The organism is Niabella sp. ZPM-14, from assembly GCF_055693045.2.
The window spans coordinates 3,014,431-3,038,737 of sequence record NZ_CM181148.1 but is presented as its reverse complement, the minus strand read 5'-3'; the positions used below and the strand labels follow the sequence as shown (position 1 = coordinate 3,038,737).

Annotated in this window: 28 protein-coding genes; 12 read left to right on the top strand and 16 right to left on the bottom strand. The window is 45.9% G+C overall.

Going from position 1 to position 24,307, the window contains the following annotated elements; translation table 11 throughout:
• Positions 1 to 133 precede the first annotated feature (133 nt).
• From ACU37H_RS12900 to acpS, 9 genes are all read left to right on the top strand, one after another.
• Positions 134 to 646: an OmpH/Skp family outer membrane protein gene (locus tag ACU37H_RS12900; RefSeq protein ID WP_472703793.1), complete on the top strand. Its 513-nt coding sequence runs from the start codon at positions 134 to 136 to the stop codon at positions 644 to 646.
• Positions 647 to 739: 93 nt separating this feature from the next.
• Positions 740 to 1,300 carry an OmpH/Skp family outer membrane protein gene (locus ACU37H_RS12895; protein WP_472703795.1) on the top strand — a complete coding sequence of 187 codons (561 nt, stop codon included), beginning with the start codon at positions 740 to 742 and terminating at the stop codon, positions 1,298 to 1,300.
• A 76-nt stretch (positions 1,301 to 1,376) separates the two neighbouring features.
• Positions 1,377 to 2,201 carry a glutamate racemase gene (gene murI, locus ACU37H_RS12890; protein WP_472703797.1) on the top strand — a complete coding sequence of 275 codons (825 nt, stop codon included), beginning with the start codon at positions 1,377 to 1,379 and terminating at the stop codon, positions 2,199 to 2,201.
• 129 nt (positions 2,202 to 2,330) lie between these two features.
• Entirely contained in the window at positions 2,331 to 2,486 is a 156-nt protein-coding gene (gene rpmH, locus ACU37H_RS12885) for a 50S ribosomal protein L34 (RefSeq protein WP_114789870.1), read from the top strand.
• A 143-nt stretch (positions 2,487 to 2,629) separates the two neighbouring features.
• Entirely contained in the window at positions 2,630 to 3,142 is a 513-nt protein-coding gene (locus ACU37H_RS12880) for an Xre family toxin-antitoxin system antitoxin (RefSeq protein ID WP_472703799.1), read from the top strand.
• A gap of 10 nt (positions 3,143 to 3,152) precedes the next feature.
• Complete coding sequence (locus ACU37H_RS12875; RefSeq protein WP_472703801.1) at positions 3,153 to 3,611, top strand: RES family NAD+ phosphorylase; 459 nt, start codon at positions 3,153 to 3,155, stop codon at positions 3,609 to 3,611.
• Positions 3,608 to 4,018 carry a ribonuclease P protein component gene (gene rnpA, locus ACU37H_RS12870; RefSeq protein WP_472703802.1) on the top strand — a complete coding sequence of 137 codons (411 nt, stop codon included), beginning with the start codon at positions 3,608 to 3,610 and terminating at the stop codon, positions 4,016 to 4,018. The genes ACU37H_RS12875 and rnpA overlap by 4 nt, the downstream gene beginning before the upstream one ends.
• Positions 3,993 to 4,223, top strand: coding sequence for a membrane protein insertion efficiency factor YidD (gene yidD, locus ACU37H_RS12865; protein ID WP_472703804.1), 231 nt, complete (start codon positions 3,993 to 3,995; stop codon positions 4,221 to 4,223). Before rnpA ends, yidD begins: the two co-directional genes overlap by 26 nt.
• A 120-nt stretch (positions 4,224 to 4,343) precedes the next feature.
• Entirely contained in the window at positions 4,344 to 4,718 is a 375-nt protein-coding gene (gene acpS / locus ACU37H_RS12860) for a holo-ACP synthase (protein ID WP_472703806.1), read from the top strand.
• A 20-nt stretch (positions 4,719 to 4,738) separates the two neighbouring features.
• Here acpS and ACU37H_RS12855 read toward each other — a convergent pair whose 3' ends face one another.
• Together ACU37H_RS12855 and ACU37H_RS12850 are read right to left on the bottom strand one after the other, a co-directional pair.
• The gene (locus ACU37H_RS12855; protein ID WP_472703808.1) at positions 4,739 to 6,052 is read right to left on the bottom strand and encodes a PSP1 domain-containing protein; all 1,314 of its coding nucleotides are present in this window, start codon (positions 6,050 to 6,052) and stop codon (positions 4,739 to 4,741) included.
• A gap of 226 nt (positions 6,053 to 6,278) precedes the next feature.
• A complete protein-coding gene (locus ACU37H_RS12850) occupies positions 6,279 to 7,484 on the bottom strand; it encodes a DNA polymerase III subunit (RefSeq protein WP_472703810.1) in 1,206 nt (401 codons plus the stop codon).
• 155 nt (positions 7,485 to 7,639) lie between these two features.
• Between ACU37H_RS12850 and ACU37H_RS12845 the strand changes: the two genes are divergently transcribed.
• Positions 7,640 to 9,034, top strand: a complete 1,395-nt coding sequence (locus tag ACU37H_RS12845) for an MBL fold metallo-hydrolase (protein ID WP_472703812.1) — start codon at positions 7,640 to 7,642, stop codon at positions 9,032 to 9,034.
• Positions 9,035 to 9,042: 8 nt separating this feature from the next.
• Here the strand turns inward: ACU37H_RS12845 and ACU37H_RS12840 are convergent, their stop codons facing one another.
• From ACU37H_RS12840 to rsfS, 4 genes are all read right to left on the bottom strand, one after another.
• Positions 9,043 to 9,474, bottom strand: coding sequence for a gamma-glutamylcyclotransferase family protein (locus ACU37H_RS12840; protein WP_472703814.1), 432 nt, complete (start codon positions 9,472 to 9,474; stop codon positions 9,043 to 9,045).
• A 23-nt stretch (positions 9,475 to 9,497) separates the two neighbouring features.
• A complete protein-coding gene (locus ACU37H_RS12835) occupies positions 9,498 to 10,133 on the bottom strand; it encodes a LutC/YkgG family protein (RefSeq protein ID WP_472703816.1) in 636 nt (211 codons plus the stop codon).
• 2 nt (positions 10,134 to 10,135) lie between these two features.
• Complete coding sequence (gene ftsH / locus ACU37H_RS12830; protein WP_472703818.1) at positions 10,136 to 12,202, bottom strand: ATP-dependent zinc metalloprotease FtsH; 2,067 nt, start codon at positions 12,200 to 12,202, stop codon at positions 10,136 to 10,138.
• A 61-nt stretch (positions 12,203 to 12,263) separates the two neighbouring features.
• Positions 12,264 to 12,656 (bottom strand): ribosome silencing factor, encoded by a 393-nt coding sequence (gene rsfS / locus ACU37H_RS12825; RefSeq protein ID WP_472703820.1) that lies wholly within the window; start codon positions 12,654 to 12,656, stop codon positions 12,264 to 12,266.
• Between the two features lie 144 nt (positions 12,657 to 12,800).
• On the opposite strand from rsfS, the gene ACU37H_RS12820 reads away from it, so the two are divergent.
• Both ACU37H_RS12820 and ACU37H_RS12815 read left to right on the top strand, forming a co-directional pair.
• Positions 12,801 to 13,607 carry a biotin--[acetyl-CoA-carboxylase] ligase gene (locus ACU37H_RS12820; protein ID WP_472703822.1) on the top strand — a complete coding sequence of 269 codons (807 nt, stop codon included), beginning with the start codon at positions 12,801 to 12,803 and terminating at the stop codon, positions 13,605 to 13,607.
• Positions 13,608 to 13,631: 24 nt separating this feature from the next.
• Positions 13,632 to 14,423: a hypothetical protein gene (locus tag ACU37H_RS12815; RefSeq protein ID WP_472703824.1), complete on the top strand. Its 792-nt coding sequence runs from the start codon at positions 13,632 to 13,634 to the stop codon at positions 14,421 to 14,423.
• Between the two features lie 36 nt (positions 14,424 to 14,459).
• Here ACU37H_RS12815 and ACU37H_RS12810 read toward each other — a convergent pair whose 3' ends face one another.
• From ACU37H_RS12810 to ACU37H_RS12765, 10 genes are all read right to left on the bottom strand, one after another.
• Entirely contained in the window at positions 14,460 to 14,816 is a 357-nt protein-coding gene (locus tag ACU37H_RS12810) for an outer membrane protein assembly factor BamB family protein (RefSeq protein ID WP_472703826.1), read from the bottom strand.
• A 43-nt stretch (positions 14,817 to 14,859) separates the two neighbouring features.
• A complete protein-coding gene (locus ACU37H_RS12805) occupies positions 14,860 to 15,657 on the bottom strand; it encodes a glycerophosphodiester phosphodiesterase (RefSeq protein ID WP_472703828.1) in 798 nt (265 codons plus the stop codon).
• Positions 15,658 to 15,796: 139 nt separating this feature from the next.
• A complete protein-coding gene (locus ACU37H_RS12800; RefSeq protein WP_472703830.1) occupies positions 15,797 to 16,132 on the bottom strand; it encodes a DUF4157 domain-containing protein in 336 nt (111 codons plus the stop codon).
• Positions 16,133 to 16,144: 12 nt separating this feature from the next.
• Complete coding sequence (locus tag ACU37H_RS12795) at positions 16,145 to 19,237, bottom strand: DUF5107 domain-containing protein (protein ID WP_472703832.1); 3,093 nt, start codon at positions 19,235 to 19,237, stop codon at positions 16,145 to 16,147.
• Positions 19,238 to 19,575: 338 nt separating this feature from the next.
• Complete coding sequence (locus ACU37H_RS12790) at positions 19,576 to 20,100, bottom strand: YceI family protein (protein WP_472703834.1); 525 nt, start codon at positions 20,098 to 20,100, stop codon at positions 19,576 to 19,578.
• A 184-nt stretch (positions 20,101 to 20,284) separates the two neighbouring features.
• Positions 20,285 to 20,950 carry a DUF2461 domain-containing protein gene (locus ACU37H_RS12785; RefSeq protein WP_472703836.1) on the bottom strand — a complete coding sequence of 222 codons (666 nt, stop codon included), beginning with the start codon at positions 20,948 to 20,950 and terminating at the stop codon, positions 20,285 to 20,287.
• A 201-nt stretch (positions 20,951 to 21,151) separates the two neighbouring features.
• The gene (locus ACU37H_RS12780) at positions 21,152 to 21,958 is read right to left on the bottom strand and encodes a hypothetical protein (RefSeq protein ID WP_472703838.1); all 807 of its coding nucleotides are present in this window, start codon (positions 21,956 to 21,958) and stop codon (positions 21,152 to 21,154) included.
• Between the two features lie 62 nt (positions 21,959 to 22,020).
• A complete protein-coding gene (locus ACU37H_RS12775; protein ID WP_472703840.1) occupies positions 22,021 to 22,392 on the bottom strand; it encodes a GntR family transcriptional regulator in 372 nt (123 codons plus the stop codon).
• A 51-nt stretch (positions 22,393 to 22,443) separates the two neighbouring features.
• Positions 22,444 to 23,226, bottom strand: coding sequence for a hypothetical protein (locus tag ACU37H_RS12770; RefSeq protein ID WP_494407550.1), 783 nt, complete (start codon positions 23,224 to 23,226; stop codon positions 22,444 to 22,446).
• Positions 23,227 to 23,270: 44 nt separating this feature from the next.
• Positions 23,271 to 24,110 carry an ABC transporter ATP-binding protein gene (locus ACU37H_RS12765; RefSeq protein ID WP_472703844.1) on the bottom strand — a complete coding sequence of 280 codons (840 nt, stop codon included), beginning with the start codon at positions 24,108 to 24,110 and terminating at the stop codon, positions 23,271 to 23,273.
• Positions 24,111 to 24,307: the final 197 nt, after the last annotated feature.

Genomic DNA, 24,307 nt, shown 5'->3' with positions numbered 1-24,307 from the left:
AACGCAACGGCTATAAATAACGTCAACCCTGAAATCCCATTTTTATAACTTTAGCAAATGATATTGCCCGCCTGATCGGAATCTGCCGGGAGTTATCAGAATGTGAATTCAGAAAAAACAAAAAAATAAATCGATGAAAAAAATATTCTTATTGACGCTTACCCTGTGTTTGGCAACCGTTTTTACTTATGCGCAGAAATATGCGGTGATCGACACCCGCTATATTTTTGACAACATGCCTGAATATAAACAGGTTCAAAAGCAAGTTGAAACACAGGCGGCAACCTGGCAAAAGGAAATTGATGCCAAGCAAGCAGAGCTGGACAGATTATACAGTGATTATGAAGCCGAAGAAGGCATGATGAGCGAGGATCTGAAAAAGACAAAAGAAGACGAACTTTTTAACAAAGAGAAAGAATTGCGTGATCTGCAAAAGAAACGCTTTGGTTTTGAAGGAGATCTGTTTAAAAAGAGACAGGACTTGATGGAACCGCTACAGAAAAAAGTCGCCGATGCTGTTAACAGGCTGTCAAAAGCCAATGGATACGATCTGGTATTCGACAAAAGTGAGGGCAAATCCATTATCTTTGCCGACCCTAAGTTGGATAAAAGTGAGGATGTGTTGAGGGAATTGAAATTGAAGTAAATTTTTTAAAACAATAAAAACAAAACTCAAAGTGAATAGTGCTTTAGGATTGAAGCATATTAACCGCTGAGAAAGAAAAAAGAAAACAAACAGATGAAACAGTTAAAATTTTTTGCAGTTGCATTGGGCCTGGTAATGGCAAGCGTGTTCTCAGCCAATGCACAGAAAATCGGATATGTCAATGTGGACGCGTTGGTTTATAACCTTCCAGAAGCACAAAAAACACAACAAGAACTTCAAAAATGGCAGGAAGACTCCATTGGTGGCACTTATACAAGATTGTATCAGGAATACCAGGAGAAAGACAGCGTACTGAAAAAAACAACAACAGCATCTGTTAAACAGGTACTGGAAAGAGACCTGGCTCAATTGGGAGAAACCTTAGGAAACTGGCAATCTATTGCCGGACAAGCATCTCAGGCGAAACAGGCACAATTATTCAACCCGCTTTACAAAAAAGTAATGGATGCGGTAAACGCTTACGCAAAAGAGAAAGGTTACACTTATGTGTTGACTCAAGATGCTTTCGTAGTAGCACCTGATAGCGATAATATAAGTATCCCTGTTGCGACAAAACTCGGCATCAAAGTAAATGATCAGGGCGCAGCGTCTGGAGCCGGCGGTACTGCACCGACCACAGCGCCTAAAAAATAATTTCGCTGTTATCAACGGATAAAAAAGCCGCCCTCATTCAGGGCGGTTTTTTACTTTTGGGCTAATTCTATCAATCATGCAACAAGTAGCTCCTATTGGTGTATTTGATTCCGGGTACGGCGGGTTAACAGTTCTAAAGGAATTGGTAGCACAGTTGCCGGAATATGATTTTATGTACCTGGGCGATAATGCGCGCGCTCCGTATGGCACCCGCTCCTTCGAAACGGTGTATCAATACACACTTGAGGCAGTGAAATGGTTTTTCGACAAGGGCTGCCACCTGGTGATTTTAGCCTGCAATACCGCCTCAGCTAAAGCCCTTCGCACTATTCAGCAAAATGACCTGCCAGCCATTGCACCCCACAAAAGAGTATTGGGTGTGATCAGACCCACCACTGAAATGATAGGAAAGTTTTCCGAAACCCGCGAGATCGGTATTTTAGCCACAAAAGGCACGGTCGCATCGGGCTCTTACCCTATTGAGATTGAGAAATTTTTTCCGGATGTGACGGTTTACCAGGAGGCTTGCCCGATGTGGGTACCCATCATCGAAAACAATGAAACAGAAAACCCCGGTACCCATCACTTTATCAAAAAAAATCTACATCACCTCTTTCAACAAGGCGAAAACATTGATGTTGTCTTGCTTGCCTGCACCCATTATCCCTTGATGCGTAAGCAGATACAGGAATATTTACCTGTGCAGGTCAAATTGCTATCGCAAGGAGAAATCGTAGCAAAAAGCCTGAAAAATTATTTATCGCGCCATTCCGAAATCGACGAGCAATGCAGTAAAAACCGGAAGTTGTCATTTTTCACCACAGATGCAACAGTTGATTTCGACGAAAAAGGATCGGCTTTTTTCGGTCAAATGGTAAAAAGCGAACACGCAGAACTGTAGTTATTGAACTTTTCCCTACCTTTGCCGTCCTTTCACAAACAGGAGATGTGGTGATCTTCTGTCGGAAAAAATTGAAATAGCATGTTCTCCCATGCCATACATTCAAAAAAAGTGAAAAATTAAGATATTATGAAACGTACTTTTCAACCGCACCGCCGTCGTCGTAAAACTGTTCATGGTTTTCGTAAACGTATGCAAACTGCTAACGGCCGTAAGGTTTTAGCAAGCCGCCGTGCAAAAGGCCGTAAAAAACTTACTGTATCTGACGAAAGAAGATTGAAGTAAGCTTTTATTATAGCAAACAAATTATTAGTAGCCCCGTTTTCCGGGGCTACTTTTTTTATTGTCAAAGACGAGGTTTATCGAAAAATTTCCAAATCCGGCAAAAAAGGTATAATTTTATACTTGAAGTAATAAAAAAATATACCATGAAAAAGCGTACGGCCAAGATGAAAAAGACGGACGTTGAATCCAATTTCGAAGTGCACGAGCCTGAGGCGGTCTATGTGACCACTCCATCGTATCACCCTGCTATTGTCGTCGCCAAGGCGAGCAAACCCGAGTGGCAGATGACCGCGGTGGAAAAAATGGGTCTGGTCCGAGACGGCATCAGCAAAAGGAGTCTGGAAAGCTTGAAAAGTAAAGCAAACCTTGACTATGATAAACTGTCAACGTTATTATCAACAACGAGAGCGACGCTGATCAATAAAAAAGGCGCCGAGCATTTTAATACCACACTGAGCGAAAAGATCGTAAGTATTGCCGACGTGTATTCATATGGGTTCGAGGTGTTCGAGGACGAAGATACATTCAACGAATGGGTGTTTAGACCCAACCGGGCTTTGGGTGGAAGGCCTCCCTTTGAGCTTCTGGACAACCAGTTTGGGCGGGAAGAGGTAAAAAGCCTGATTGGCAGGATCGATTACGGCGTTTACTCTTAATAAGGTGATTATGTTGGTATATCGTGTAGCGAAGGCAAAATATGCAACTGATCTAAAGGGCGAAGGATCCAGGCTTTGGGGAGGGAGATGGAACAACAAAATGGTCGCATGCGTCTATACCTCGGAAAGCAGAGCCTTGGCTGTACTGGAATATACGGTCAACATTAGTCTGGACGAGGTACCACGCGCACTGAACATCGTAACGATAGAAATACCAGACCGAAAAATTGTGCTGCTCGAGGAAGTCAATTTACCCGGCGATTGGAAACAGGCTCCGGCCCCTTCGTCAACAAAAGATTTTGGTTCGAAATTATTGCTATCGGCCGCAGATCCAGTGATCCGGATTCCTTCCACTATTCTTCCGAATGAATATAATTACCTGTTAAATCCAAGGCATCCCGATAGCGAAAAATTTAAAATAGTGGACATTGCCGATTTTGTGTACGATATCAGAATAAAAACAACTTGACCCATAAGCCCCATAATATATTTCCAAAATCACACCGGCTAAAAAGCCGGAAGCGACTACAGCAGGTTTTTGCTGAAGGAAAAAGCGTACGCGCCGAAAATGTTCGGATCGTTTTTCTCAACGAAAAAAACGGCGTTCCTGACCTGAAATGCGGTGTAGGGCTGACGACTAAACATTTTAAAAAAGCGGTCGACCGGAACAGGATCAAACGCCTGTTAAGAGAAGCTTACCGCCTCCAGCAGAAGCCGCTTCGCGATTACAGCCTGCAAGCCGCGGCTTCCTTATCTGTTTTTATTTTGTATACCGGACGAGAATTACCGGTTTATGCTGGCTTATATGAAAATGTCAGCGTAGCTTTACGGAAACTGGTTAAAATTTTACATGCAACGGCTACTGAAAATACTTAGCTGGCCTTTCATAGCCCTGATCAAATTTTATCAGTGGGTCATCTCGCCATGGCTGGGTCCAAAATGCAGATTTACACCCACCTGTTCTCAATACGCATTGGAGGCATTTAAAAAGTACGGTATCTTTAAAGGATTCTGGCTTTCAGTAAAACGTATATCGAGATGTCATCCCCTGGGAGGAAGCGGATACGACCCGGTACCTTAACGCCCTTTAAAATTAGAGATCAGGCTACCCCGGTCCTTGCAATGGATCTTTTCTTATTGATTGGAAGTCAACAAACATTCTTAAACATTCAACAAGCCCATTGGGTAAAAAGATACAAATATGATCACAGGAATCGGCTTAGATGTCATTGAAGTAGAACGGGTGCGGCAAAAGATTGAAAAAGAACAAGGCTTCCGCGAATTGGTTTTCGCGCAGGAGGAAATCAATTACTGCGAGCCGAAAACCCATAAATATGAACATTATGCAGCCCGATTTGCGGCCAAAGAAGCACTATTTAAAGCCCTGGGTACCGGCTGGACCGACGGCACGGCTTATAACGAGATATTGATTCTTGGTGATGACGCCGGAAAACCCGAGCTGCACCTGACCGGGGAGACGGCAAAAACGCTTCACCGGGTCGACCTGGCGAAGGTAAAGATCTCTGTAAGTCATTTAAAGAATATTGCCGCTGCGGTGGTTGTTATTGAAAGCTAGCAGACGGACATCCAGCCGACTTATTTGCTATTACCGCCTTCTTTCTTCTTTTGCGGTGGTCTGTTATGGCCACTATTCCGGTTGGATTGTTGCCTTTGATTGCCTCCTTTGTGTTGCCCCTGCTGCTTTCCGCCTTGCCGGGACGCATGTTGCTGGTTCTGTCCCTGCCCCGCGTTCGCATTAGTCTTCGCCTGCTGCGGTGCTCCGCCTCTCCGCTGTTGTTTGCGTTTCTTATCAGCCCTTTCCAATGCGCGCAAAGAAGTTTGTCCTACTACATCCACAAAAGATGCCTCCAGCTCCTTCGGCTTGCTGGACACTACTTCAACCGCCTCTAATTCTTCAGGAATGATGTTCTGCCGGTTCAGCGATTTTATTTTTCTGACACGTTCAATAGTCAGCGGGTATTGTTTGTTGCTATCGGGCAGCGAATACCACATCAGGTTTTTAAAAATGTCTTTTTTGATCAGGTAGGCCCGGCCTTTCGCCACTTCCAGCTGATCGCAATCAGTCGGAAATCCCTGCAAGGCGTCGAGATAAGTATCAAGCTCGTAATTGAGGCAGCATTTTAAACGGCCGCACTGGCCACTCAACTTGGTCTGGTTAATGGAAAGATTTTGGTAGCGGGCGATGGAAGTATTAACCGATTTAAAATCAGTCAACCAGGTAGCACAGCACAGTTCCCTGCCACAGCTACCGATCCCTCCCACTTTTCCGGCTTCCTGGCGGGCGCCAATCTGCCTCATTTCCACCTTCACCTTGAACTCTGTCGCATACACCTTGATCAGCTCCCGGAAATCAACACGGCCATCCGCGATGTAGAAAAATGTCGCTTTCCGTCCATCTGCCTGCATCTCTACCTGGCTGATTTTCATATCCAGCTTCAATTGACGGGCAATCGCACGGCTTCTGATCACGGCTTCCGGTTCGCGCTGTTTGTTCATCAAGCGTTGATCCAGATCGCGATCTGTTGCAAGGCGCAACACCTTTTTCATATCGGGATTGGCTTCTTTAACGCCGTACTTCTTCATCTGGAGGCGCACGATTTCTCCTGTCAGAGAAATTTCCCCTACATCAAACCCACTTACGCCTTCCACTGTAACCAGGTCTCCTTTTTCAAAAAAATGAACGGTAGTATTTCTGTAAAAATCTTTCCGGGTTCCTTTATTAAAACTAACTTCTACCACATTGCAATAACTGTCCATGTCCGCAATCGGTAAATTGCGCAGCCAGTCGTATGTATTCATTCTATTGCAGGCACCCGTGCTACATCCTCCGTTGCTTTTGCAACCTCCCGGCTTACCACCTTTAGCAGTACCACAACTTGTACAACCCATTGTTTGTATATTCTTTAATGCGGAAAAAGGAGCTGGAAAATATGGCGTATAAAAAAATGGCAGCAGCTAACAACCTCGCTGCATCAAAAAGATATAAAAAACTGAAAACCAGTTTATTTAAAAACATCCTTCCCGAAATGAAGGATTAAGAGTTATCGCTATTTTTCCGTCTGCACTATCCGATTTCCGCTAAAATTTATTATTTCTCTGCCCCAATTCACTCTCCTCAATCATTCAAAAATACAACATTGTCCTGAATGATATGATATATTTTAATCGTCAGCGCCATAAACAGCATCTTGCCGTTGGCATTTCTTTCAATATAGTAAGCGGCCTTGTCCAGCTCGTCGATGATGGCTTGTTGCTTACCCACATCAGTGATCCGGTTCAGCCGCAGGGCGAAATCCCTTTCCTTCTCCGGAAACTCATCCGCCATCCCGGGCATGATGTGGATGCGGAGCGCCAGCTGCAGCAGGTGGTTGAAATACCTCAAAAACTGTTTTTGCCCCTCCCGGCCAAGTTGCCCCACTTCGTCGACCCACTTAGACTGCGCCACCGGCCCTGTTTTCAGAATGCTGTTCAGCCAGTCTCTAAGCAGGTTTTGCCAGTCCTCATCCGAATGCTGCATAATTTGCAGCGCTTCGCGATAATTTCCATCGCTGATAGCGGCCACCCGTGATGCCGTCACCTCATCCGCCTTATTCCGGCTTACCAGCGCTGTTTTTATCTCTTCATCCGTCGGCTGCGGAATTTTTATCAGTTGGCATCTGCTCAGGATCGTTTGCAGTATTTGCCCTTCATTTTCTGCTACGAGTATAAAAACCGTTTTTTCCGGTGGTTCTTCAATCAGTTTCAACAGTTTATTCCCTTCATTTCCGAGATATTCAGGCAGCCACATGATCAACACTTTATATCCGCCTTCGAAACTTTTCAGATTCAGTTTCCTGATGATATCATTACACTCGTTGGCAGTAATATTACCCTGCTTATTTTCTGCGCCGATAAACTGCAGCCAGTCGTATACATTCCCGTAAGCGTAACTCCTGACAAATTCGCGCCATTCGGTGATGTAATCAGCACTTAACGGGGGCGTTCCCGCTTTTTTTGTTACCACCGGGTAACTAAAATGAATATCCGGATGGGCTAATACAGTCGCTTTCTGGCATGCGGGGCAGGTGCCGCAGGAATCGGTTGCCAGCTGGCGGTCTCCGAGCTCCGCGGGGGCATCGCCAAACAGAGAAGGCCCTTCCATCGGGGCTGCGCCGTTTACCTTCTCACACACGATAAATTGGGCAAAAGCCAGTGCTAAAGACAGCGCGCCGCTTCCCTCCTTTCCCAGGAAAAGCATGGCATGCGCCAGGCGGTTTTCCTGCATCAGCTCCGGAAGCTCCTGCTTCAAATGCGATTGGCCGATAACATCTGAAAAATGCATAAGATGCAAGGTAAATGGATTTGGCGGGATAAAGCAAACAAGAGTCAGTAATTTTGCCGGCAGGATCTTGAATGGGAAGATGCGTCGGAGTTGGTCATTAAACCTCTTCCCGCATTCTGTTCATACCAAATGATCCGGCCCTATATAAATATATTATGAAAGTCGAACAAATCTATACAGGGTGCCTGGCTCAAGGCGCCTATTATATTACTTCCGGTACTGAAGCCGCCATTATCGATCCCCTGCGCGAGACCGAACCCTATATCGCGCGGGCAAAAAAGGACGGCGTAACGATCAAATATATTTTTGAAACTCACTTTCATGCTGATTTCGTGAGCGGACATGTAGACCTGGCTGCTAAAACAGGAGCACAGATCGTGTTCGGACCTACCGACGCGCCCATCGGATACGACGCGCTGATCGCCGGCGACGGCCAGCTATTCCAGATCGGAGATGTTCAAATGAAGCTGATCCACACGCCCGGGCATACCCTGGAAAGCAGCTGTTATCTTTTGCTGGACGCATCCGGCAAGGAAAAAGCGCTGTTCACCGGTGACACGCTGTTTATAGGAGATGTGGGGCGCCCCGACCTCGCACAACAGGTGGTCGAGGGCCTGACGCAGGAAAAGCTGGCGGGCATGTTGTTCCACTCTCTTCGGAACAAGATTGCCCCTCTTCCGGATGATGTGATCGTGTATCCGGCCCATGGAGCGGGCAGCGCCTGTGGTAAAAACATGAGCAAGGAAACCAGTGATACCCTCGGAAATCAGAAGCGAACGAACTACGCGCTGAATATGGCCCTGAATCAACAGGAGTTCGTTGACCAGGTGACAGAAGGATTAACGCCGCCGCCTCAATACTTTCCTCAGAATGTAAAAATGAATATTGAGGGATATGATAGTATCAGCGAAGTGTTAGACAGGGGAACGCAGCCACTGGATCCTAAAGCCTTTGAAGAAGTAGCCAATCAAACCGGCGCCGTAGTGGTCGATACAAGGAAGGCCGATGATTTTTCAATAGGATTTATTCCCAACTCGATCAACATTGGCATTGATGGAAGTTTTGCAGTGTGGATCGGCACGCTCATTCCCGATACCAGGCAAGAGATCCTGATTGTAGCCGATGCCGGGCGGGAAGAAGAAGTAGTCACCCGTCTCGCGCGGGTAGGATACGACCATTGCCTGGGATTCCTGGAAGGCGGGATCGCAGCCTGGGAAGCCGCGGGCAAAGAGGTAGATAGGATCGAAAACATGACACCCGAAGCCCTCTCGGAAATCGCGAACGCGGATATTATTGATGTCAGAAAACCATCAGAATTTGAAGGAAGTCGTATCGATAAGGCAAAGAATTTCCCTTTAGACCATATCAACGAATATCTGGCGGATATAGATCCACAAAAGACCCAATACATACATTGTGCAGCCGGATACCGGTCTATGGCTTTTGCTTCTATTTTAAAAGCGAGGGGGTTTGAAAATGTGGTAAATGTAAGCGGTGGCTACCAGGCGATCAAAGCCAGCAACCGGTTTCCATTGGTTGAATCATTATGATCAGGCTATCAGGAGCCTTGTTTGTTTTCCAGGTAATCCATCATGTTATCTGACTCCACAACCGGTTTTCCTGAAACGTCTTTATTGTACCAGTAGATCCAGGCAATAATGATGTCTCCGTTGTCCAGCGCGGTTTCTACGAGCTCGCGTTTGTAGTAAATGTCTTCGCCGTCGTCGGGATACAATCCTTCATAGTCGTCGAGCTGGGCCAATATAAAAGACAGTTCCTTCGGGTTCCTGATCTCGTATAACTCGCCTTTGATGAATCGTCCCGTGTCGCCAGGCGTTCCCACCGGGAAAGTACCCATGTCGTAAATGGTCCCTTTCACCCGGGCGGTACCTTTTAGCTTGAAATACTTGGAGATATACTCATAGGCAGGACTTTTGAACCCGCTGAGCAGCGATCCGTAAACAAAAAGAAAATGGCTATGTGTTTGCATAAAGTGATGATGAAACAGATGAATCAACTTTTATCATCGATGAGAAAAACGTAAACTTCTTTAGGACCATGTACGCCCACGACCAATGTTTTTTCGATGTCTGCTGTACGGCTTGGCCCGGTGGCAAAGGTGATCAATGATGGCAACTGGCTACCGTACTTTTCTTTAATTCCGTCTAACGCCTCTCGGATATCGTATACCAGCTGGCTCGTGTAGGCAACGCATACATGGATGGGCGCATACACACTTGTGTTGCGACCGCTCTTTTCAGCCGCGCTCATCACAATACTACCGGTTCTTGCAACGAGGTATTCACAACCCGTAATGGCAACATCACATCCCGCAAGATCTCCGAAATCATTTAAAAACGCGAGCCCACCAGCGAAGAGCTTACTCAGCTCCGGCTCGATGCAATAGATATGCCGCCAGCCCTGGGACACCGCTAAATCGTTGAACTGTTTGACGAGATGTTTTTCGTCGAGGCAAAAAGCAAATTTTCCCTGCAGGGCCGTGAATCGCTCGGCAAATTCCACTTCGATCTCCTGGGTCAAAGGTTGGAACACCGACGACTGGCCTTCACTTTTGGGGAAAGGGATGGGCGTGGGCTGAGCCAGCGCTTCCCTTATCTTCCTTAAAATATTTCCCTTTTCGGATCGCACGTTTATTCTTCGTTGGCAGCTGGTGTGCTATCTGTATTGTTAAACGGAGGTATCGCGCCGGGATCTACGTCGCCGCTGGTAGGCGGTAATATGATATCGGTCAATACTTTTTTCTCCTCAAATGGTCGTTTTCCGATCAGTCTTTCCAGGTCGTCTTTTAAAAGTACTTCTTTTTTCAACAACTCTTCCGCTACGATCTCCACTTCAGCTTTCTTTTCCTGCAGAAGCGATTTAGCTCTCTGATACGCTTCATCCGACAACTTCTTCACTTCCTGGTCGATTACCTTACCCGTTTCTTCGCTGTATGGCTTGTGGAAACTATTGTCGCTGTGAGAATCATAGAAAGATATGTTACCGATCTTATCGTTCATTCCATAAATGCTCACCATGGCGTAGGCGGTGCGGGTCACCTGTTGCAGATCGCTGAAAGCACCGGTTGATACTTTTCCGAAGAACAACTCTTCGCTGGCGCGACCACCGAGGGTCATACACATATCGTCGAGCAATTCCTGTTGCATGGTGAGATATTTCTCTTTAGGTAAATACTGCGCATACCCTAAAGTTGCGGTACCTCTTGGCACGATCGTTACTTTTAACAGCGGATGTGCATGCTCCAGGAACCAGCCCGCTACCGCATGTCCTGCTTCATGATAGGCGATCACTTTCTTCTCTTCAGGCGCAATGATTTTGCTTTTCTTTTCAAGACCACCAATGACCCGGTCAATGGCATCCTGGAAGTCCTGCATTTCCACGCCGGTTTTATTTTTCCTGGCAGCGATCAGTGCTGCTTCGTTACACACGTTGGCGATATCTGCACCGGCAAAGCCAGGAGTCAGTTCTGCTAACTTGCGCACATCAAGATTTTCCGATGTTTTTATTTCTTTGAGGTGAACTTTAAAGATCGCTTCCCTTCCGGCCATATCTGGCTGATCGATTGAGATCTGACGGTCGAAACGACCGGGTCTCAATAAGGCGGAGTCTAATACGTCCGGACGGTTGGTGGCGGCAAGAACGATAATACCTGAATCCGTACCAAAGCCATCCATTTCTACCAGCATCTGGTTTAAGGTGCTTTCACGCTCGTCGTTGCTCATCATGGCGTTCTTGCCACGTGCACGGCCTATGGCGTCTATCTCATCGATGAAGATCACACAAGGAGCTTTCTCACGCGCCTGCTTGAACAGGTCTCTCACGCGGCTGGCGCCTACCCCAACGAACATTTCTACAAAGTCTGAACCGCTGAGACTGAAGAAAGGCACCTGTGCCTCCCCCGCCATAGCTTTTGCTAACAGCGTCTTACCGGTACCTGGAGGTCCAACCAACAATGCTCCTTTAGGAATTTTACCACCGAGGCTCGTATATTTTTTAGGATTTTTCAGAAAATCCACAATTTCCATTACTTCTACTTTGGCTTCGTCTAATCCTGCCACATCCGCAAAAGTGATGTTTACTTTGGTGCCCTTGTCAAACAGCGTTGCTTTAGATTTTCCAATGCTGAAAATACCGCCCGGACCACCAGCACCGCCGGCGCCGCCGCTCATTTTACGCATCAACAAGATCCACACGCCCAACAACAGCACAAAAGGAAGTAAATACCCGATCGCTTTTCCCAGAAAGTCACTGTCTGGATTTACTTCCGGCTCGAGCCGCGCTAAAGAAGGATTACGCTCATAAAACTTATCCATCTGCCCGACAAACTCGTCTCCGCTGGTTACATGAAAATAAAACTGCGGACTACTATCGTCACCCGATTTCACCAGCGTTTTGTCAGCATTAGGGTAGGTGGCCAGGGAATCGCTTTTCAACCAGACACGAACGATGTCTTTGTTATTAACGATTGTGTATTTTTCCACATGCCCCTTCACGAGCATTTCCTGGAACTGTGAAAGGTTGATTTCCTGCCTGGTGGACCCTAACGGGTTTAAGAACTGGAAGGCCAGCATAATGGCCAATATGATGATAAAGGCCCAATAGCTGCCAAACTTAGGCCCCTTTTTGGGCTCGCCCGGAGTCAACCCTTTATTATTATTTGTAGAAAACGGATTATTTCTCTTTTCCTGCTTCGCCATTTTATCTGTTTGTTGTATAAGGTAAAAACCTTGTGAATTGTTTATTAAGTTATTGAAAAAATCAGGCGTGCTCTGCTACGGCAGCATCGCTCCACATTTCTTCGAGATTATAAAACTTGCGGCTTTCCGGATGCATCACATGCACGACAATATTCACAAAATCGATCAATACCCATTGCAGCCCCTGAAAACCTTCCTTGTGAAAGACGTTCTCGCCGCAATTTTCCTTTACGCTCGCCTCCACATTGTCGGCAATCGCCTTAACTTGCGGTTGGCTGGGCGCCTCGCATATCACAAAAAAATCCGCCACTGCCTCGGGTATCTTTCTCAGGTCGAGGGACACGATCTTCTCGCCCTTCTTTTCCTGGATAGCGGCAATGATGGTTTTAAATAATTTAGAATTTTTAGTAAGTTTTACAGATCCGGAGTTTCTGCGTTTTGCTAGCGAAGCCAATGGTTCCAATAGAAGATGAGATTTTAATTATAAGAAGACATTTACGCCGGAATAGGAAATTTAGGACTTGATGACAGTGTATGATGTGCACGCTACACTAAACTTTCGATATTCCTTGTTTAATTTGCTCAAAAATAACGAATATTGGTACAACAATCCGCAGATAATTGGCCTTTTCCGCCATTGATCGAACTTTTATCAATCGATAGCACCAATAATTATGCCCTAAGCCTCCTGAAACAGAACGACCTGACGGAGCGTCAGTACCAGATTGGACACGGGTCGGCAGTTTTTGCACATGAGCAATATGCGGGAAAGGGACAGCGGGGCAAAACCTGGATTTCTAAGCGTCGCGAAAACATTCATCTGAGCATCATCATGGACCCGCGCCGCATCGGGTTGCAGCGGCAATTTTTGCTGGCAGCCCTCGTGGCGTTGGCTGTGAGAGATTTTATGGACGCATATGCGCAAAGCGATCTGGCGATCAAGTGGCCGAACGATATCTATTTCAAAGGCCGGAAAGCCGGTGGGATCCTGATCGAAAATATCGTGAGCGGCAACGAATGGCGATGGGCCGTGGCAGGTATCGGTTTGAATATTAACCAGACTGATTTCCGGAAGGTCACCGGGCGCGTTCCGGTGTCGCTCCGGCAGATAACGGGCCAGCAGTTTGACTGCTTTTCGCTGGCCGGAGAACTAAGGGACCGGGTAGTCGGTGGGTATGATGCTGCTGTAAACCGGTTGGCTCAGGGACACGGAAGCGCCTGGGAACAGGATGTTATGCATGACTACAACCAGCATTTGTTCCGGAAAAATGAAAAAGTACTTTTTGAAAAAAACGGCGAACCTTTTGAAGCTACTGTAAAGAGCGTATCAGCTAACGGGCAGTTGACCATTGAATCTGACAAAGAAAGCACACTGGATTTTGGAGAGGCAGTTTGGATTACCTAACTTGCTCCAAAACCAATACTACTTATGAAGCGGCTGCTTTTGATAACATCACTTATCGCATCTTCCTGCGCCTTTGCACAAAAATATCAGTTATCCATCCAGGCTGGCGGAAATACGTCTTTTGTACCGGGATTTAATAATGATATTACTATAACCGGACGATCGAACCTGATATTATCCCAACTCCTATCGGAATTAAATAGTCCGGGACCAGAGTTGACTTTCGCTGGCCTTCAGCAGCATACATCTCCTAAAAAGCAACTTAGTTTTTCTGCCAGCGCTCAGCTGGAAAGAGCTCTTAAAAACGGATGGGGCATCAGCATTTCTCTAGGGGTCAACCAGGTTAAGTATACTTACGATAACATGTTACATACTTATGATCCTGACCGCCGATCTTTAGAGGGCATAAGCATGAAAACCATTCATCCTAAGTATGGCGACACTAAAATCACCTACCTGGCATCGCGCATAGCAAATATTTCGAAGCGATGGCACAAATTCTCTGTCACTGCCGGTCCGGAACTAAGCTATGCGATCAAAAAACGCTATTTCAACACATTTACGCAAGCCTTTAGTTCCGACGAGAAGCAATACGTTACCATATATACTGATGGGCGCGGAGACGCCCAATCATTTCTGATCGGAGGGATAGTCTCCGCAAGATATCATGTTGCAGACAAACTCTACTTGACGCTGGGCGGACGGAAATTCTTTAACTCACTTTATAAAAAAGAAAACACCTACCCGGACGTCTATCGAAAAAGCAGGCCATTGCAAGTTGAGCTGGGAATAGGATACAATTTTGCCACTTTTTAATAACTCGCGAACGGACAACCCTTTCCATTTAATTCCCTACGTTGTCGCGGCTACCGTACTTGCCATTGTAGCAGCCTGTGTGGCTTGCACTGCGGCCGCTTCTGCGCTGCTCATGGACGTGTCGCCACCGGCTATGCTGACGAAGGAATATCCCCAGCCCTTCAATTCATTTTTCCACAACAAGGAGCCGTCTTTCGCATTCAGGCAAACCAGGACCCCGGAAATGCCGATGTAGAGCTTGCTGCCCTCAAGGACGATCTGTCCGATGGCGTAGGAAGTGGTAGTCTTCACGATTTTGCTCAGCTTTATTTCCCAAACGATATCGCCGGATTTCTTATCGATCGCCGCAACGCGGCCATTGCTTAAAATAAAAAGTTTATTGTCAAGTCTCATAATATGATGTTTGATGTAATGTATTCGTCAAAAAGGATAGCAGTTATTTACCTTTCCCCAGCTTTTTCAGCAGCAGCTCCGGCTCATTGGTTGTGATAAAGTCGATTCCCTCTGCCAACAGGTCGTCCATTATTTTTTCGTCATTCACTGTCCAGGCGTTGGTTTTTACACCGATCGCTTTGGCATTCCTGATCCAGTTTTTGTCTTTCTGAAAAACATTGTAATGATAATCGGCATCCAGCTGATCGGCTTTCAGTTGTGCTGCAGCTACATCGCCGTTGAGATACTGTACCGGCGCTTTAGGCTCCATGGCTCTTACCTTTTTGCACACATCATAATCGAAGGAGATGTAGGCCACATTTGATTGTCCTTTCATTTGTCTGACCATGTTCACTACTTTTTCAGCCAGTTGAAGCGACCGCTCTTTGCTGACTTTTGATGGCTTTATTTCGGCCACCAGGCGGGTTTTGCTCTGCGTCAGGCCTTCCTTTAGATAATGCTCCAATGTTGGGATCTTCTCTCCATTCTCCAGTGTCTTTTCTAATAACTGGCGATAGGTGCTGGTTTCGATAGGCAATCCTAAAAAATCTGCATTATGATTGACCACCAGCACCTCGTCTTTGGTCATGTGTATATCGAATTCTGTTCCGCCACAACCCATGGCTATCGCGGCTTTCAGGGAAGCGATCGAATTTTCGGGTGCACCGGTATGTTTAAAGGCTCCGCGATGGGCAATTACTTTGTTGGCAAACTTCATGTCGGATGTCATTGACTTTTTGGAAACGCCACAAGCGGCGAGTAAAACCGCCAGGGCTAAGGAGGCAAAGAGCGCTTTTTTCATGTACTTATTTTTAGATTCAATGGTTGAGGTGGATCGCTGCATCTTGTCTGCCTGAGCTTTCAACAATCTGTTCAGGCACTATTTTGATGGTTTTTAAAATAATAACGGGTTCTAAGTTATCGGATTTTTGCACATCACGCTATATCTTATTCTTTGTTCTTATTCGAAAGCGGTCGATAATCGCTTCATCCGACTCCGCCTCGCGGGCCTCCCGCTCCAGGTCACAGTTATAGTAGCCTTTACGAATCGCTTGCCACATGTAGGTAAAGATAAAAGTGAAAAAACCCATCCGCGCGTATTGTTCAATATGTTTTAATTCATGACGCAGCCATTTTTTATGACCAAGAAATTCATTTCGGGTCACGCCATGCAGGTAAATCCTGTTTCCAAACACAATGGCCGCGTTTTTTCCCCGCAACTTTTTAGCGGCGATCTTTGCGAGTAAAGAATTTTCTACAATGGAAAAATATTGCATTCATTGAATGTTCTAAGATTGTTTCGATATCAACGCCTCAATAATACGCAGGTTCGCATCCTTGTCCTCTTCAGCAACAGGTTTCGGTTGGTCGCCATTAAAAACCGCCTTGCACCATTTCAGTATTTTTTCCTGGTCTTTATGCTGACTGATCTGGGCGTCAAGCCATTGGTTGGCCTGCTCTTTACTCCCTGTGCTTTCAATAGCCCAGGCGGTTATCACAGCGTTGGAGGGAATAAAATTTTTTACCGTATTATCTACCTTCGGTGTAAAAGTTTTGATCCGCTGTAGCAGAGATTGCGGCTGTTTGTTACCGGCAATATATTCTAACCAGTCTTCCAGCCGCGCATCGATGTCTGCTTCATAAGGCTTGCCGACACCTAACGACTCGGGCCATAATCTGGCCTCTGCTATCAAAGCTTTCGCCTGAGCCTGTTTACCACGGTTGAGTGCGTTGACTGCCTGCATCAACTTCGCTTCGCGATACAGCGCGCGCCCTTCTGTAGCACCTTCGAAAGGAATGATATGAAGTCCGGACACGACTTTATCAGCCTGTTCATATTTTTTATTGAGCAGCAAACACTTTGCATACAGCATGCCCATGATATAGTGATCCGGATGGGATTTGTAGTAAGGCTCAACAATAGAAAGCGCCTTAGCGGGCTGCTGATGCCGGATGTAATACTCCGCCAACAACTTGTGGTAGCGCCATTGCTGTTTGTCCAGTGCCAGTGCGGTCTGTAGATCGGTCAGCTCCCGCGCTTCATCTTTGCCAATGGCCGCCCGCACTACGTAGAACGGTGCAAAATCGGGTTTCCTGCCACAATCGTTCAGAAGCTGCTGAGCTTCCTGCACGCGGTTGCGATCTTTATAAATCAGGGCCAGCTGATACTTCAGGAGCCAATCTGTTTGGCGGCTGAGCAATCGCTCCAGCACCATGGCCGTTTCTGCCCGAAAAGGGAAAGCCAATTCCGGATCGATCTTATTGACGTCAACTTTTTTATCATTCAGGAAGGCAAGCCAGTAGCCGGCTTCGGCCGAAGGCGGGCTCATCCTGAAAACCATTTCCGCTTCCGTTGCCAGACCTGCGCCATAGTACCAGGTGGCTAACTCTGCATAGGTTTCCTGGGGTAATTCGTTTTTTATAAGCGCGGTGAAAGCTGCTTTTGTAGCAGCAGTGGGTTGTGACAAATATTTTTCAAAACGAGCAAAATGATTCAGCGGATCGTAAGAAAGAATGGTATCGAGCGCGGCTTGGTAAGCCGCCTTATTTGAATAACGTAGGGCTGCGGCCTGCAGCATCAGCGCTTCTATATTGTAACGGTTATAATCTATCGCCTTTTTACAGTAATCGATAGTGGCGGCGAAGTTCTTTTCTTTAATAAACAGATGCGCCAAACCCGTGTAGGCCGCACTTCTATATTCCTGCGTGAGCGCGGCCAGACTAAACCCGTCTTTAGCATCGGCGATATTTCCTAACCGAGCATTGATCAGTCCGTAATAATAATTGGCGTCGCCGGCGTGGGTGTCGATCTGCAAAGCACGCATGATCGTTTTCAACGCGTCCGCATATAACATATTGCGATATTGCAAGGCCGCCATTTTCACTAATGCCGGCAGAAAATAACCATCCTTCTCCAGCGACTCTTTTAGCTTGATCTCCGCTTCTGGATACATTTTCTGGTCCATCAGCTCCTCTCCCTGCATGTACAGTCCGTAGGCAGTATTCCAGTCAAAGTCAGCGGGAGCGGTAACCGGCCGGCTCAACACCTCTTTACGAGGATCGGCCTGATAAACGAGCGTATTTGTACCCAATGAAACTTCCACGTCGTTGAGGTCTGCCTTCATCTTTAAGGAATCGCGAAAGACTTCCAACGGGTGTAGCCGCAGCTTCTTTTGGTAAACGGTTTTCCCGTTGGCCATAACCCGTATCGTGTCGTCGATGAACTGGGCAGCGGAAAAGAAAACCTTGAGCCGGCCATCTTCATGTTTAACGTTCAAAGCTCCGTATTCATTGGCCTCCGTTATTCCCCTGGTCTTTGATACAGGATACCAGTACTCCTTCCAGGTGTCTGTGGCGTATGGCGCAAAGCTGATGTGCTGAAAAGGCGTGAAGGTGCTTTTTACACCGTTCTGGTTAAACATGCGGCCAGACTGGATCTCGACATACTGACCGTCAGTATCGGTGAGCATCTTCTCCCATATCATGCCCTGGCGCGACAACCCCCATATCCATATCTTGCGGCCGGCTTTGTCATCGTAAGTTCCATAGCGGACCATACCTTCGTCCTCGTCATGATAATATGCCCCGAAAAAATGAGCAGGTTTTCCAAATACGTGATACGACTTATATCCTCCAAAATCATTCTCTTCATAAAAATTGATCTTCTTCCCACGCTCTTTATTAACCGGCCAATCGGATGCTTCACCATCATGACCGATGTATTTGGTGCCGGGGAAAACAAACTCGAGGTTTCCTCTCGCTTTTACACCGAGGTTCATCCAGTGATAATAGGGCTGGGGTTCCGGAGTGCTGTTGTACCAGAAAGAGCGGGTAGTGAAATACGCTTTGTCTTTGGGCAGGTTGATCTCGACGCGCCAGTTACTTCGGGTTAATAAATCGAGCACGCCGATAAAGCAGCTCACGCTTCCGTCGGCATTGGATCTTGTTGTATAATCGACGGGGGTTGCACAATTGGGCGTATGGCCCATGATCCCATAGTTAGCCTCAAGCCCGCCGCTGGTCCAGGGACCGCGCATCGCGACATCTCGAAACTTCACCGTATGGTTATAGTAAATAAAAGGTTTCCCGGTTTTCTTTTCCATAGCTGCCCAGACCTTGCCGCCGATTTCCGGCAGGATCAGGAGTTTGATATAATCGTTCTGCAGCTCGACGACCTTCCATTGCTTGGTCACTGGTCGATCAGTAAATCCATCATACCTGAAATATGGATATACCGGCGACAGTAATGCGATGGGATTGGGATCTGAAAAAGGATACGTGGGAAAAGCCTGTTGATATTCCTTTACAGAAGCGGGTTGCTGGCCGAATGACGTCATCGTCATCGCGACTAAGCTGGTTGCGAGAATAAGTTTCTTCATCATACGTGCAAAAGCGCTGAATGTTTAGCGAATAATATCCGGAAGTTGCTTCCGAAGATAAATCAAAACACGCTATCCCTGCCAGCGAATAAAAAAGGTTTTTCACGTAGATGCCCGTAAGCTAGGGTGTACAAAAAAGATATCACGAACGGAAGATGGTCAGACGGGGACCGTCAGACCATGTAAACCAGCCCCCCAAAATGAAAACAGCTTATTAAAAAGTTGCGATGGAGTATAACCAGGCCGCGGCGCCCGTCTCTACTTTACGGCCAGGGGCGGACCATGTAAAAAGCGGCTTCCAAAATGAAAGCCGCTTAGCAAAAAGTTGTTATGTAGAAAGCTTATGCCTCTTTTACCAATTCAATGTTCGCTACCAGCTTCACGTCATCACTTACTACGATACCACCGGCCTCGGTAACCGCGCCCCAGGTCAAACCAAATTCTTTACGGTTGATCTTGCCCGTCACTTCAAAACCTGCTACTGTCTGACCATACATATTAGGTCCTACACCGCCATGCTCTACTGCCAGCGTCACCGGCTTGGTAATTCCTTTCAGGGTAAGGTCTCCAGTCAATTGGTAGTCATCTCCATCTTTCTTCACTGAAGTAGAAACGAAAGATAACGTGGGGAATTTTTCTGTCTCAAAAAAGTCTCCCGATTTCAGGTGCGCGTCTCTATCAGCTACACCAGTGTCAATACTATTCACATCCGCCGAGAAGCTGATCTTCGCATCAGAAAAATCTTCGTTGCTGGCTTCTACGGTGCCTTCAAATGTTTTGAATTTTCCCGAAACGGTAGAGATTACCAGGTGTTTCACTTTGAAACCTACTTCGGAGTGCATTGTGTCTATTTTCCAAGTTGCCATAAAATTGTATTTTTTTTTGTGATTATGACACAAAGCTAAAGATCATTGTTTCAACATCAATTAATGTAGGTTAACTTTGACATTTTTCTCACATAAACGATGGGCAGCCGATAACAGGCAATGGGCATGAGGCGTAATAAGGTGCCGAAAATCAGCCTGCGCTTGTTTTGATCACAAGAACCGTTTACTCCAGGGAGCGATTCAGGAATTGGTTCAACGGCAATAAAGTGTCAAACGCGTTGCAGACCTTTTTTACAAGCGACTTTTGCGTAAGATCGGAATCGGCCACATTCATGATAGCGATAAAGCTTTTATGTTTCAGGTATTCTGCTGCGGGGTTATCCGCTTCATAACCTTTTGGCACCCGGGTCAGTACCTGGCCGTCTTCTACCGCAAGTCCTCCGTATACCGTTTTGAATTTTTTCGAGGTGACAATCTTCCGGAAGTCTGCTAAGTTGTAATCGATCTCCTGCCGCACTTTGGACAGCATATCCGCCGGAGGTTGCCACATGCCGCCGCCCGTAAAACTGGCTCCGGGTTCCAGGTGAAAATAGTAACCAGGCGTCATCGATTTTTTTCCTTCGCTATTGATGAAAGCACCGAAATTGGTTTTGTATGGCGATTTATCTTTCGAAAACCGCACGTCTCGATTGATGCGAAACATACAATCTTTAGCCTTCAGATGGGCAATGTGTGGATCCGTAGCGGAAAACGCCTGGATTACCTGGTCAATAAAATCAGCAAAATCCTGACGAGCCGCTTCGTAATTTTTACGGTTTTCATCAAACCAGGGTTTATTGTTATTGCGCTTGAGGTCTTTTAAAAATTGTATAGTAGATGGTTGTAGCATAGCTGAATGTTTTCAGCTAAAATAGAAATGTTTCTTGACAGGCTTGAAGGTTTGAACTTAAAGTCCTGAATATTTCTTCATCGGATTTTATGTTGGAGTCCTGAGTTTTAATTCAAACCAGTGATTGTTTTACAACCGGCCAGTCCGGCTATATCCTACACATACCAGCAGAACAGCAACTAACACCTTTACATTACCCGGCTATGGGTTGATCAAACGTAAAAATTTATGCGCTTCTCCAGCGGTGGCATTGATGTAAGAATCCTTAGATATAAATCCGTCTACACTTCCGGCTTGTACGCCCAGTCGTATGTTGAGATTTGATTGTTGTTTAAGATAGAGGTTCAGCGTCTGGAAGGCCGGATAATTATTAATGTTAATGGTGGAACTGGTGGCATCTATTGTCATTTTTGCTACCATTGTTTGAGCAACCAGCGAATCGACTACCAAGCTGTCTCCGACATTGTGAGTTTCAACTTCCGGCGCACCCGTCAGAACCTCCAGGATTGAATTAGATAGCATTAGATGAATAGATCCGTTCGGATCCACATCTTTATTTATATTGACTTTTACAGCATCGCCTATGATCGTAACCTGTTCAGGAACCGACAGCTCTATCTGATTTTCAAAATACCGGGGCATCTTGGTCTTACCATCATCAACTGTTTCGTATTGTGCTTCATGAGAGATGAACAGTGTATCTCCTATGATCTTAATTCTGCTCGTGTCTAAACCGCCGTCTCCATTTTGGGAGGCATACAGATACTTGTAACCAACTACGTCCCCTTGCTTAACAGTACATTGCAAAGACTCGGGATTTACATAACCGCTAAACTTGACTACTTTGAAGGAATCGGTCTTCCGGAACGGCATCGCATTGAAGTTGTTAACGGTCTTTACTACATACCTGTTATTTTTAATAGCCGCTTTAAAACTCATCATCATGATCAGTGGTATAGAAAATACAAGCAGGATCAATAGGATCAATAATTTGTTGCTGGTTTTCATTTGCTGTGTTTTGCTTTTTGTTTTGCCGGCAGAACATGGTATAAAACTGTTTCTGCCTGGCTTTATAAATACTGCTTTTTAAATTTTTCGTATTTGGTTTTCAGATCGTCAGGTTCAATGCCCAACAAATACATGTTTCTAAAAAACAGCGGCATTTCTTTTTCTACGAACTCCTGCTTGCGATAGGTTACGGCATTTTTGTTTCCGTCGCCGGATATAAAATAACCGATACCCCGCTTGTCATAGATAATATCCTGCTGTTTTAAAAACTCGTAGGCCCGCGCTACTGTATTGGGATTCACTTCGAGCTGCATGGCGAGTTCCCTGACACTGGGGATCTTGGCGTCGGGAGGCCATTCCTTTAAAAGTATTTTTTCGCACACATAATCTGCTATCTGAATGTAGATGGCTTGTGCATTATTATTGAATTCCATAAAAGTTTTCTTTAAGAGTTACTTCCGCGTCTCCGGAGTGGACAAGGTGAATCAGATTTGTTTTTCTTTCAACTTCAACCAGGTGATCAGCCACAGGAACGGCGCGATCAGATATTTGATAAAAAAGACGACACTATGCTTCAACACCGGCGATATCTCGTACTCTTTATAGGTCATCTCATTTCCCTCGCCAGTGGCGGAACTACGCAAGGAAAAAAGGTCGAAACTGTAACCGTCAAAGTCATCTCTATAGAGCTTCGCCATATAAAAAACAAACAGAAAGATGAGTGCCGCCACGACGATCAGCGTCAAAATGAAAGAGAACCGTTTAAATGACACCGAACCTAACAGGAAAGCGGCCTGCACGGCAAAAAACGCCCCGAAAAAAGCCGGCACATAAGGACCCGGGCTGTTGTGTTGGTCCCATTTTACCTTGCTGTAAGAATAAGATAGCGGATCATTCTCGATCAGGTAATGGATGTATCCCTCAACTGCCGTCTTCAGCAAGAAAAAGCAACACAGATAAGCAACCGTAAACACAACCACATTGAAGAACAAACTGGCCAGGAATTTTTCTAAATGGCTGGCGGGAAAACTGATCCAGTAAATGCCCTTGTCTTTTGAGCTCAGCATGCTATAGGTAGTGCTGGCAAAAATGGCCCCTGTCGCAAACAATCCAAAAAGACCTATTCCATACAAGTTTTCTTCTTCGTAGCGGCGACCAGTTGTGCTGACCCAAATTAAAAATACGATACCCAACAAGCCCAGCAAGGCGAGGATAGACATGAAATAAAGTCTCCGGTTCTCCACCCACTGCTTCGATATGAGTTTCATGAGCCTGTTAAAACTGAAATTGGCAGTCATAAAAAAAATAAGGTTTAAGGTTGATGTTTAAATTCAGTGTTTACGGCATGCCCGTTGGTCACAATAGCTTTGTATAACAACTCAAGATCCACTTTTGAATCTTCTCCGGTGTCATTTTTACCCACGATCAGATGGCCCTTCAACGCTTCCTCTTTGTAGAAAGCCGTTTTGGTTTCGGCATCGTCAAACGAAACTTTGAACAGTAGTTTCGAACTGATCGCCTCGATGGTTTGATCAAACAAGATTGCGCCCTCATCGATGATCGTGATCCGGTCGATCAGGCTTTCCAGGTCTTTTACCTGGTGGGTGCTAATGATCATGCATTTTTGATCATCAATAGCACCCGCGATCACTTTCCGGAACTGGCTTTTACTCAGGATATCGAGGCCGTTTGAAGGCTCATCCATCAATAAAATAGCCGTGTTAGCGGCAAGTGCAAAGCTGATCAGTACTTTTTTCTTCTGACCATAACTCATTTGCTGCAAACTATTCTGAAGGGGAATGTCGAACTCCCGCAAATACGTTTCAAACTGCTCATTGCTGAACTTAGGATAGAAGGCGGCATTGCATTTCACAAATTGACTAATGGGTACATCGGGAAGATAGAACTCTTCAGGTACGATAAACACGTCCTGTAAAAAAGCAGGTTGTCGCTTCCCGGGTTCGTAACCCAATGCACGGATCTCACCCTCTGTTGGAAAAAGCGACCCTACTATGTTTTTCAGGAGCGTTGACTTTCCGGTTCCGTTTTTCCCCAGCAAACCATAAATATGGCCGGGCGCAAACGACAGGGAGAGCCCGTTAAAGACCTTTCTCCTTTTGTAAGCAAAATGTAAGTTTTTAATGGCTATCATAATGAGTGATTTGGTGTACTATTGTATTAGTACACCACAAATATAGTATAGTTTCTCATTCTGCCAAATTTTTTTAAGAACGATTGATAAAAGCCTGCATCTGGCATTTGTGAAAGTCTTTGTTCCGATAGGCTACACGCCAAGCGACCATGGCTTTGAGGCTTTATAACAACCCGGGGGTTGTTTTTCCCATTCCC

What these genes read in the sequence shown, in the direction of transcription:
- ACU37H_RS12900 (WP_472703793.1), top strand. Translation starts at nt 134, where the DNA reads ATGAAAAAAATATTCTTATTGACGCTTACCCTGTGTTTGGCAACCGTT.
- ACU37H_RS12895 (WP_472703795.1), top strand. Translation starts at nt 740, where the DNA reads ATGAAACAGTTAAAATTTTTTGCAGTTGCATTGGGCCTGGTAATGGCA.
- murI (WP_472703797.1), top strand. Translation starts at nt 1,377, where the DNA reads ATGCAACAAGTAGCTCCTATTGGTGTATTTGATTCCGGGTACGGCGGG.
- rpmH (WP_114789870.1), top strand. Translation starts at nt 2,331, where the DNA reads ATGAAACGTACTTTTCAACCGCACCGCCGTCGTCGTAAAACTGTTCAT.
- ACU37H_RS12880 (WP_472703799.1), top strand. Translation starts at nt 2,630, where the DNA reads ATGAAAAAGCGTACGGCCAAGATGAAAAAGACGGACGTTGAATCCAAT.
- ACU37H_RS12875 (WP_472703801.1), top strand. Translation starts at nt 3,153, where the DNA reads ATGTTGGTATATCGTGTAGCGAAGGCAAAATATGCAACTGATCTAAAG.
- yidD (WP_472703804.1), top strand. Translation starts at nt 3,993, where the DNA reads ATGCAACGGCTACTGAAAATACTTAGCTGGCCTTTCATAGCCCTGATC.
- acpS (WP_472703806.1), top strand. Translation starts at nt 4,344, where the DNA reads ATGATCACAGGAATCGGCTTAGATGTCATTGAAGTAGAACGGGTGCGG.
- ACU37H_RS12855 (WP_472703808.1), bottom strand. Translation starts at nt 6,052, where the DNA reads ATGGGTTGTACAAGTTGTGGTACTGCTAAAGGTGGTAAGCCGGGAGGT.
- ACU37H_RS12850 (WP_472703810.1), bottom strand. Translation starts at nt 7,484, where the DNA reads ATGCATTTTTCAGATGTTATCGGCCAATCGCATTTGAAGCAGGAGCTT.
- ACU37H_RS12845 (WP_472703812.1), top strand. Translation starts at nt 7,640, where the DNA reads ATGAAAGTCGAACAAATCTATACAGGGTGCCTGGCTCAAGGCGCCTAT.
- ACU37H_RS12840 (WP_472703814.1), bottom strand. Translation starts at nt 9,474, where the DNA reads ATGCAAACACATAGCCATTTTCTTTTTGTTTACGGATCGCTGCTCAGC.
- ftsH (WP_472703818.1), bottom strand. Translation starts at nt 12,202, where the DNA reads ATGGCGAAGCAGGAAAAGAGAAATAATCCGTTTTCTACAAATAATAAT.
- ACU37H_RS12815 (WP_472703824.1), top strand. Translation starts at nt 13,632, where the DNA reads ATGAAGCGGCTGCTTTTGATAACATCACTTATCGCATCTTCCTGCGCC.
- ACU37H_RS12810 (WP_472703826.1), bottom strand. Translation starts at nt 14,816, where the DNA reads ATGAGACTTGACAATAAACTTTTTATTTTAAGCAATGGCCGCGTTGCG.
- ACU37H_RS12805 (WP_472703828.1), bottom strand. Translation starts at nt 15,657, where the DNA reads ATGAAAAAAGCGCTCTTTGCCTCCTTAGCCCTGGCGGTTTTACTCGCC.
- ACU37H_RS12800 (WP_472703830.1), bottom strand. Translation starts at nt 16,132, where the DNA reads ATGCAATATTTTTCCATTGTAGAAAATTCTTTACTCGCAAAGATCGCC.
- ACU37H_RS12795 (WP_472703832.1), bottom strand. Translation starts at nt 19,237, where the DNA reads ATGATGAAGAAACTTATTCTCGCAACCAGCTTAGTCGCGATGACGATG.
- ACU37H_RS12790 (WP_472703834.1), bottom strand. Translation starts at nt 20,100, where the DNA reads ATGGCAACTTGGAAAATAGACACAATGCACTCCGAAGTAGGTTTCAAA.
- ACU37H_RS12785 (WP_472703836.1), bottom strand. Translation starts at nt 20,950, where the DNA reads ATGCTACAACCATCTACTATACAATTTTTAAAAGACCTCAAGCGCAAT.
- ACU37H_RS12780 (WP_472703838.1), bottom strand. Translation starts at nt 21,958, where the DNA reads ATGAAAACCAGCAACAAATTATTGATCCTATTGATCCTGCTTGTATTT.
- ACU37H_RS12775 (WP_472703840.1), bottom strand. Translation starts at nt 22,392, where the DNA reads ATGGAATTCAATAATAATGCACAAGCCATCTACATTCAGATAGCAGAT.
- ACU37H_RS12770 (WP_494407550.1), bottom strand. Translation starts at nt 23,226, where the DNA reads ATGAAACTCATATCGAAGCAGTGGGTGGAGAACCGGAGACTTTATTTC.
- ACU37H_RS12765 (WP_472703844.1), bottom strand. Translation starts at nt 24,110, where the DNA reads ATGATAGCCATTAAAAACTTACATTTTGCTTACAAAAGGAGAAAGGTC.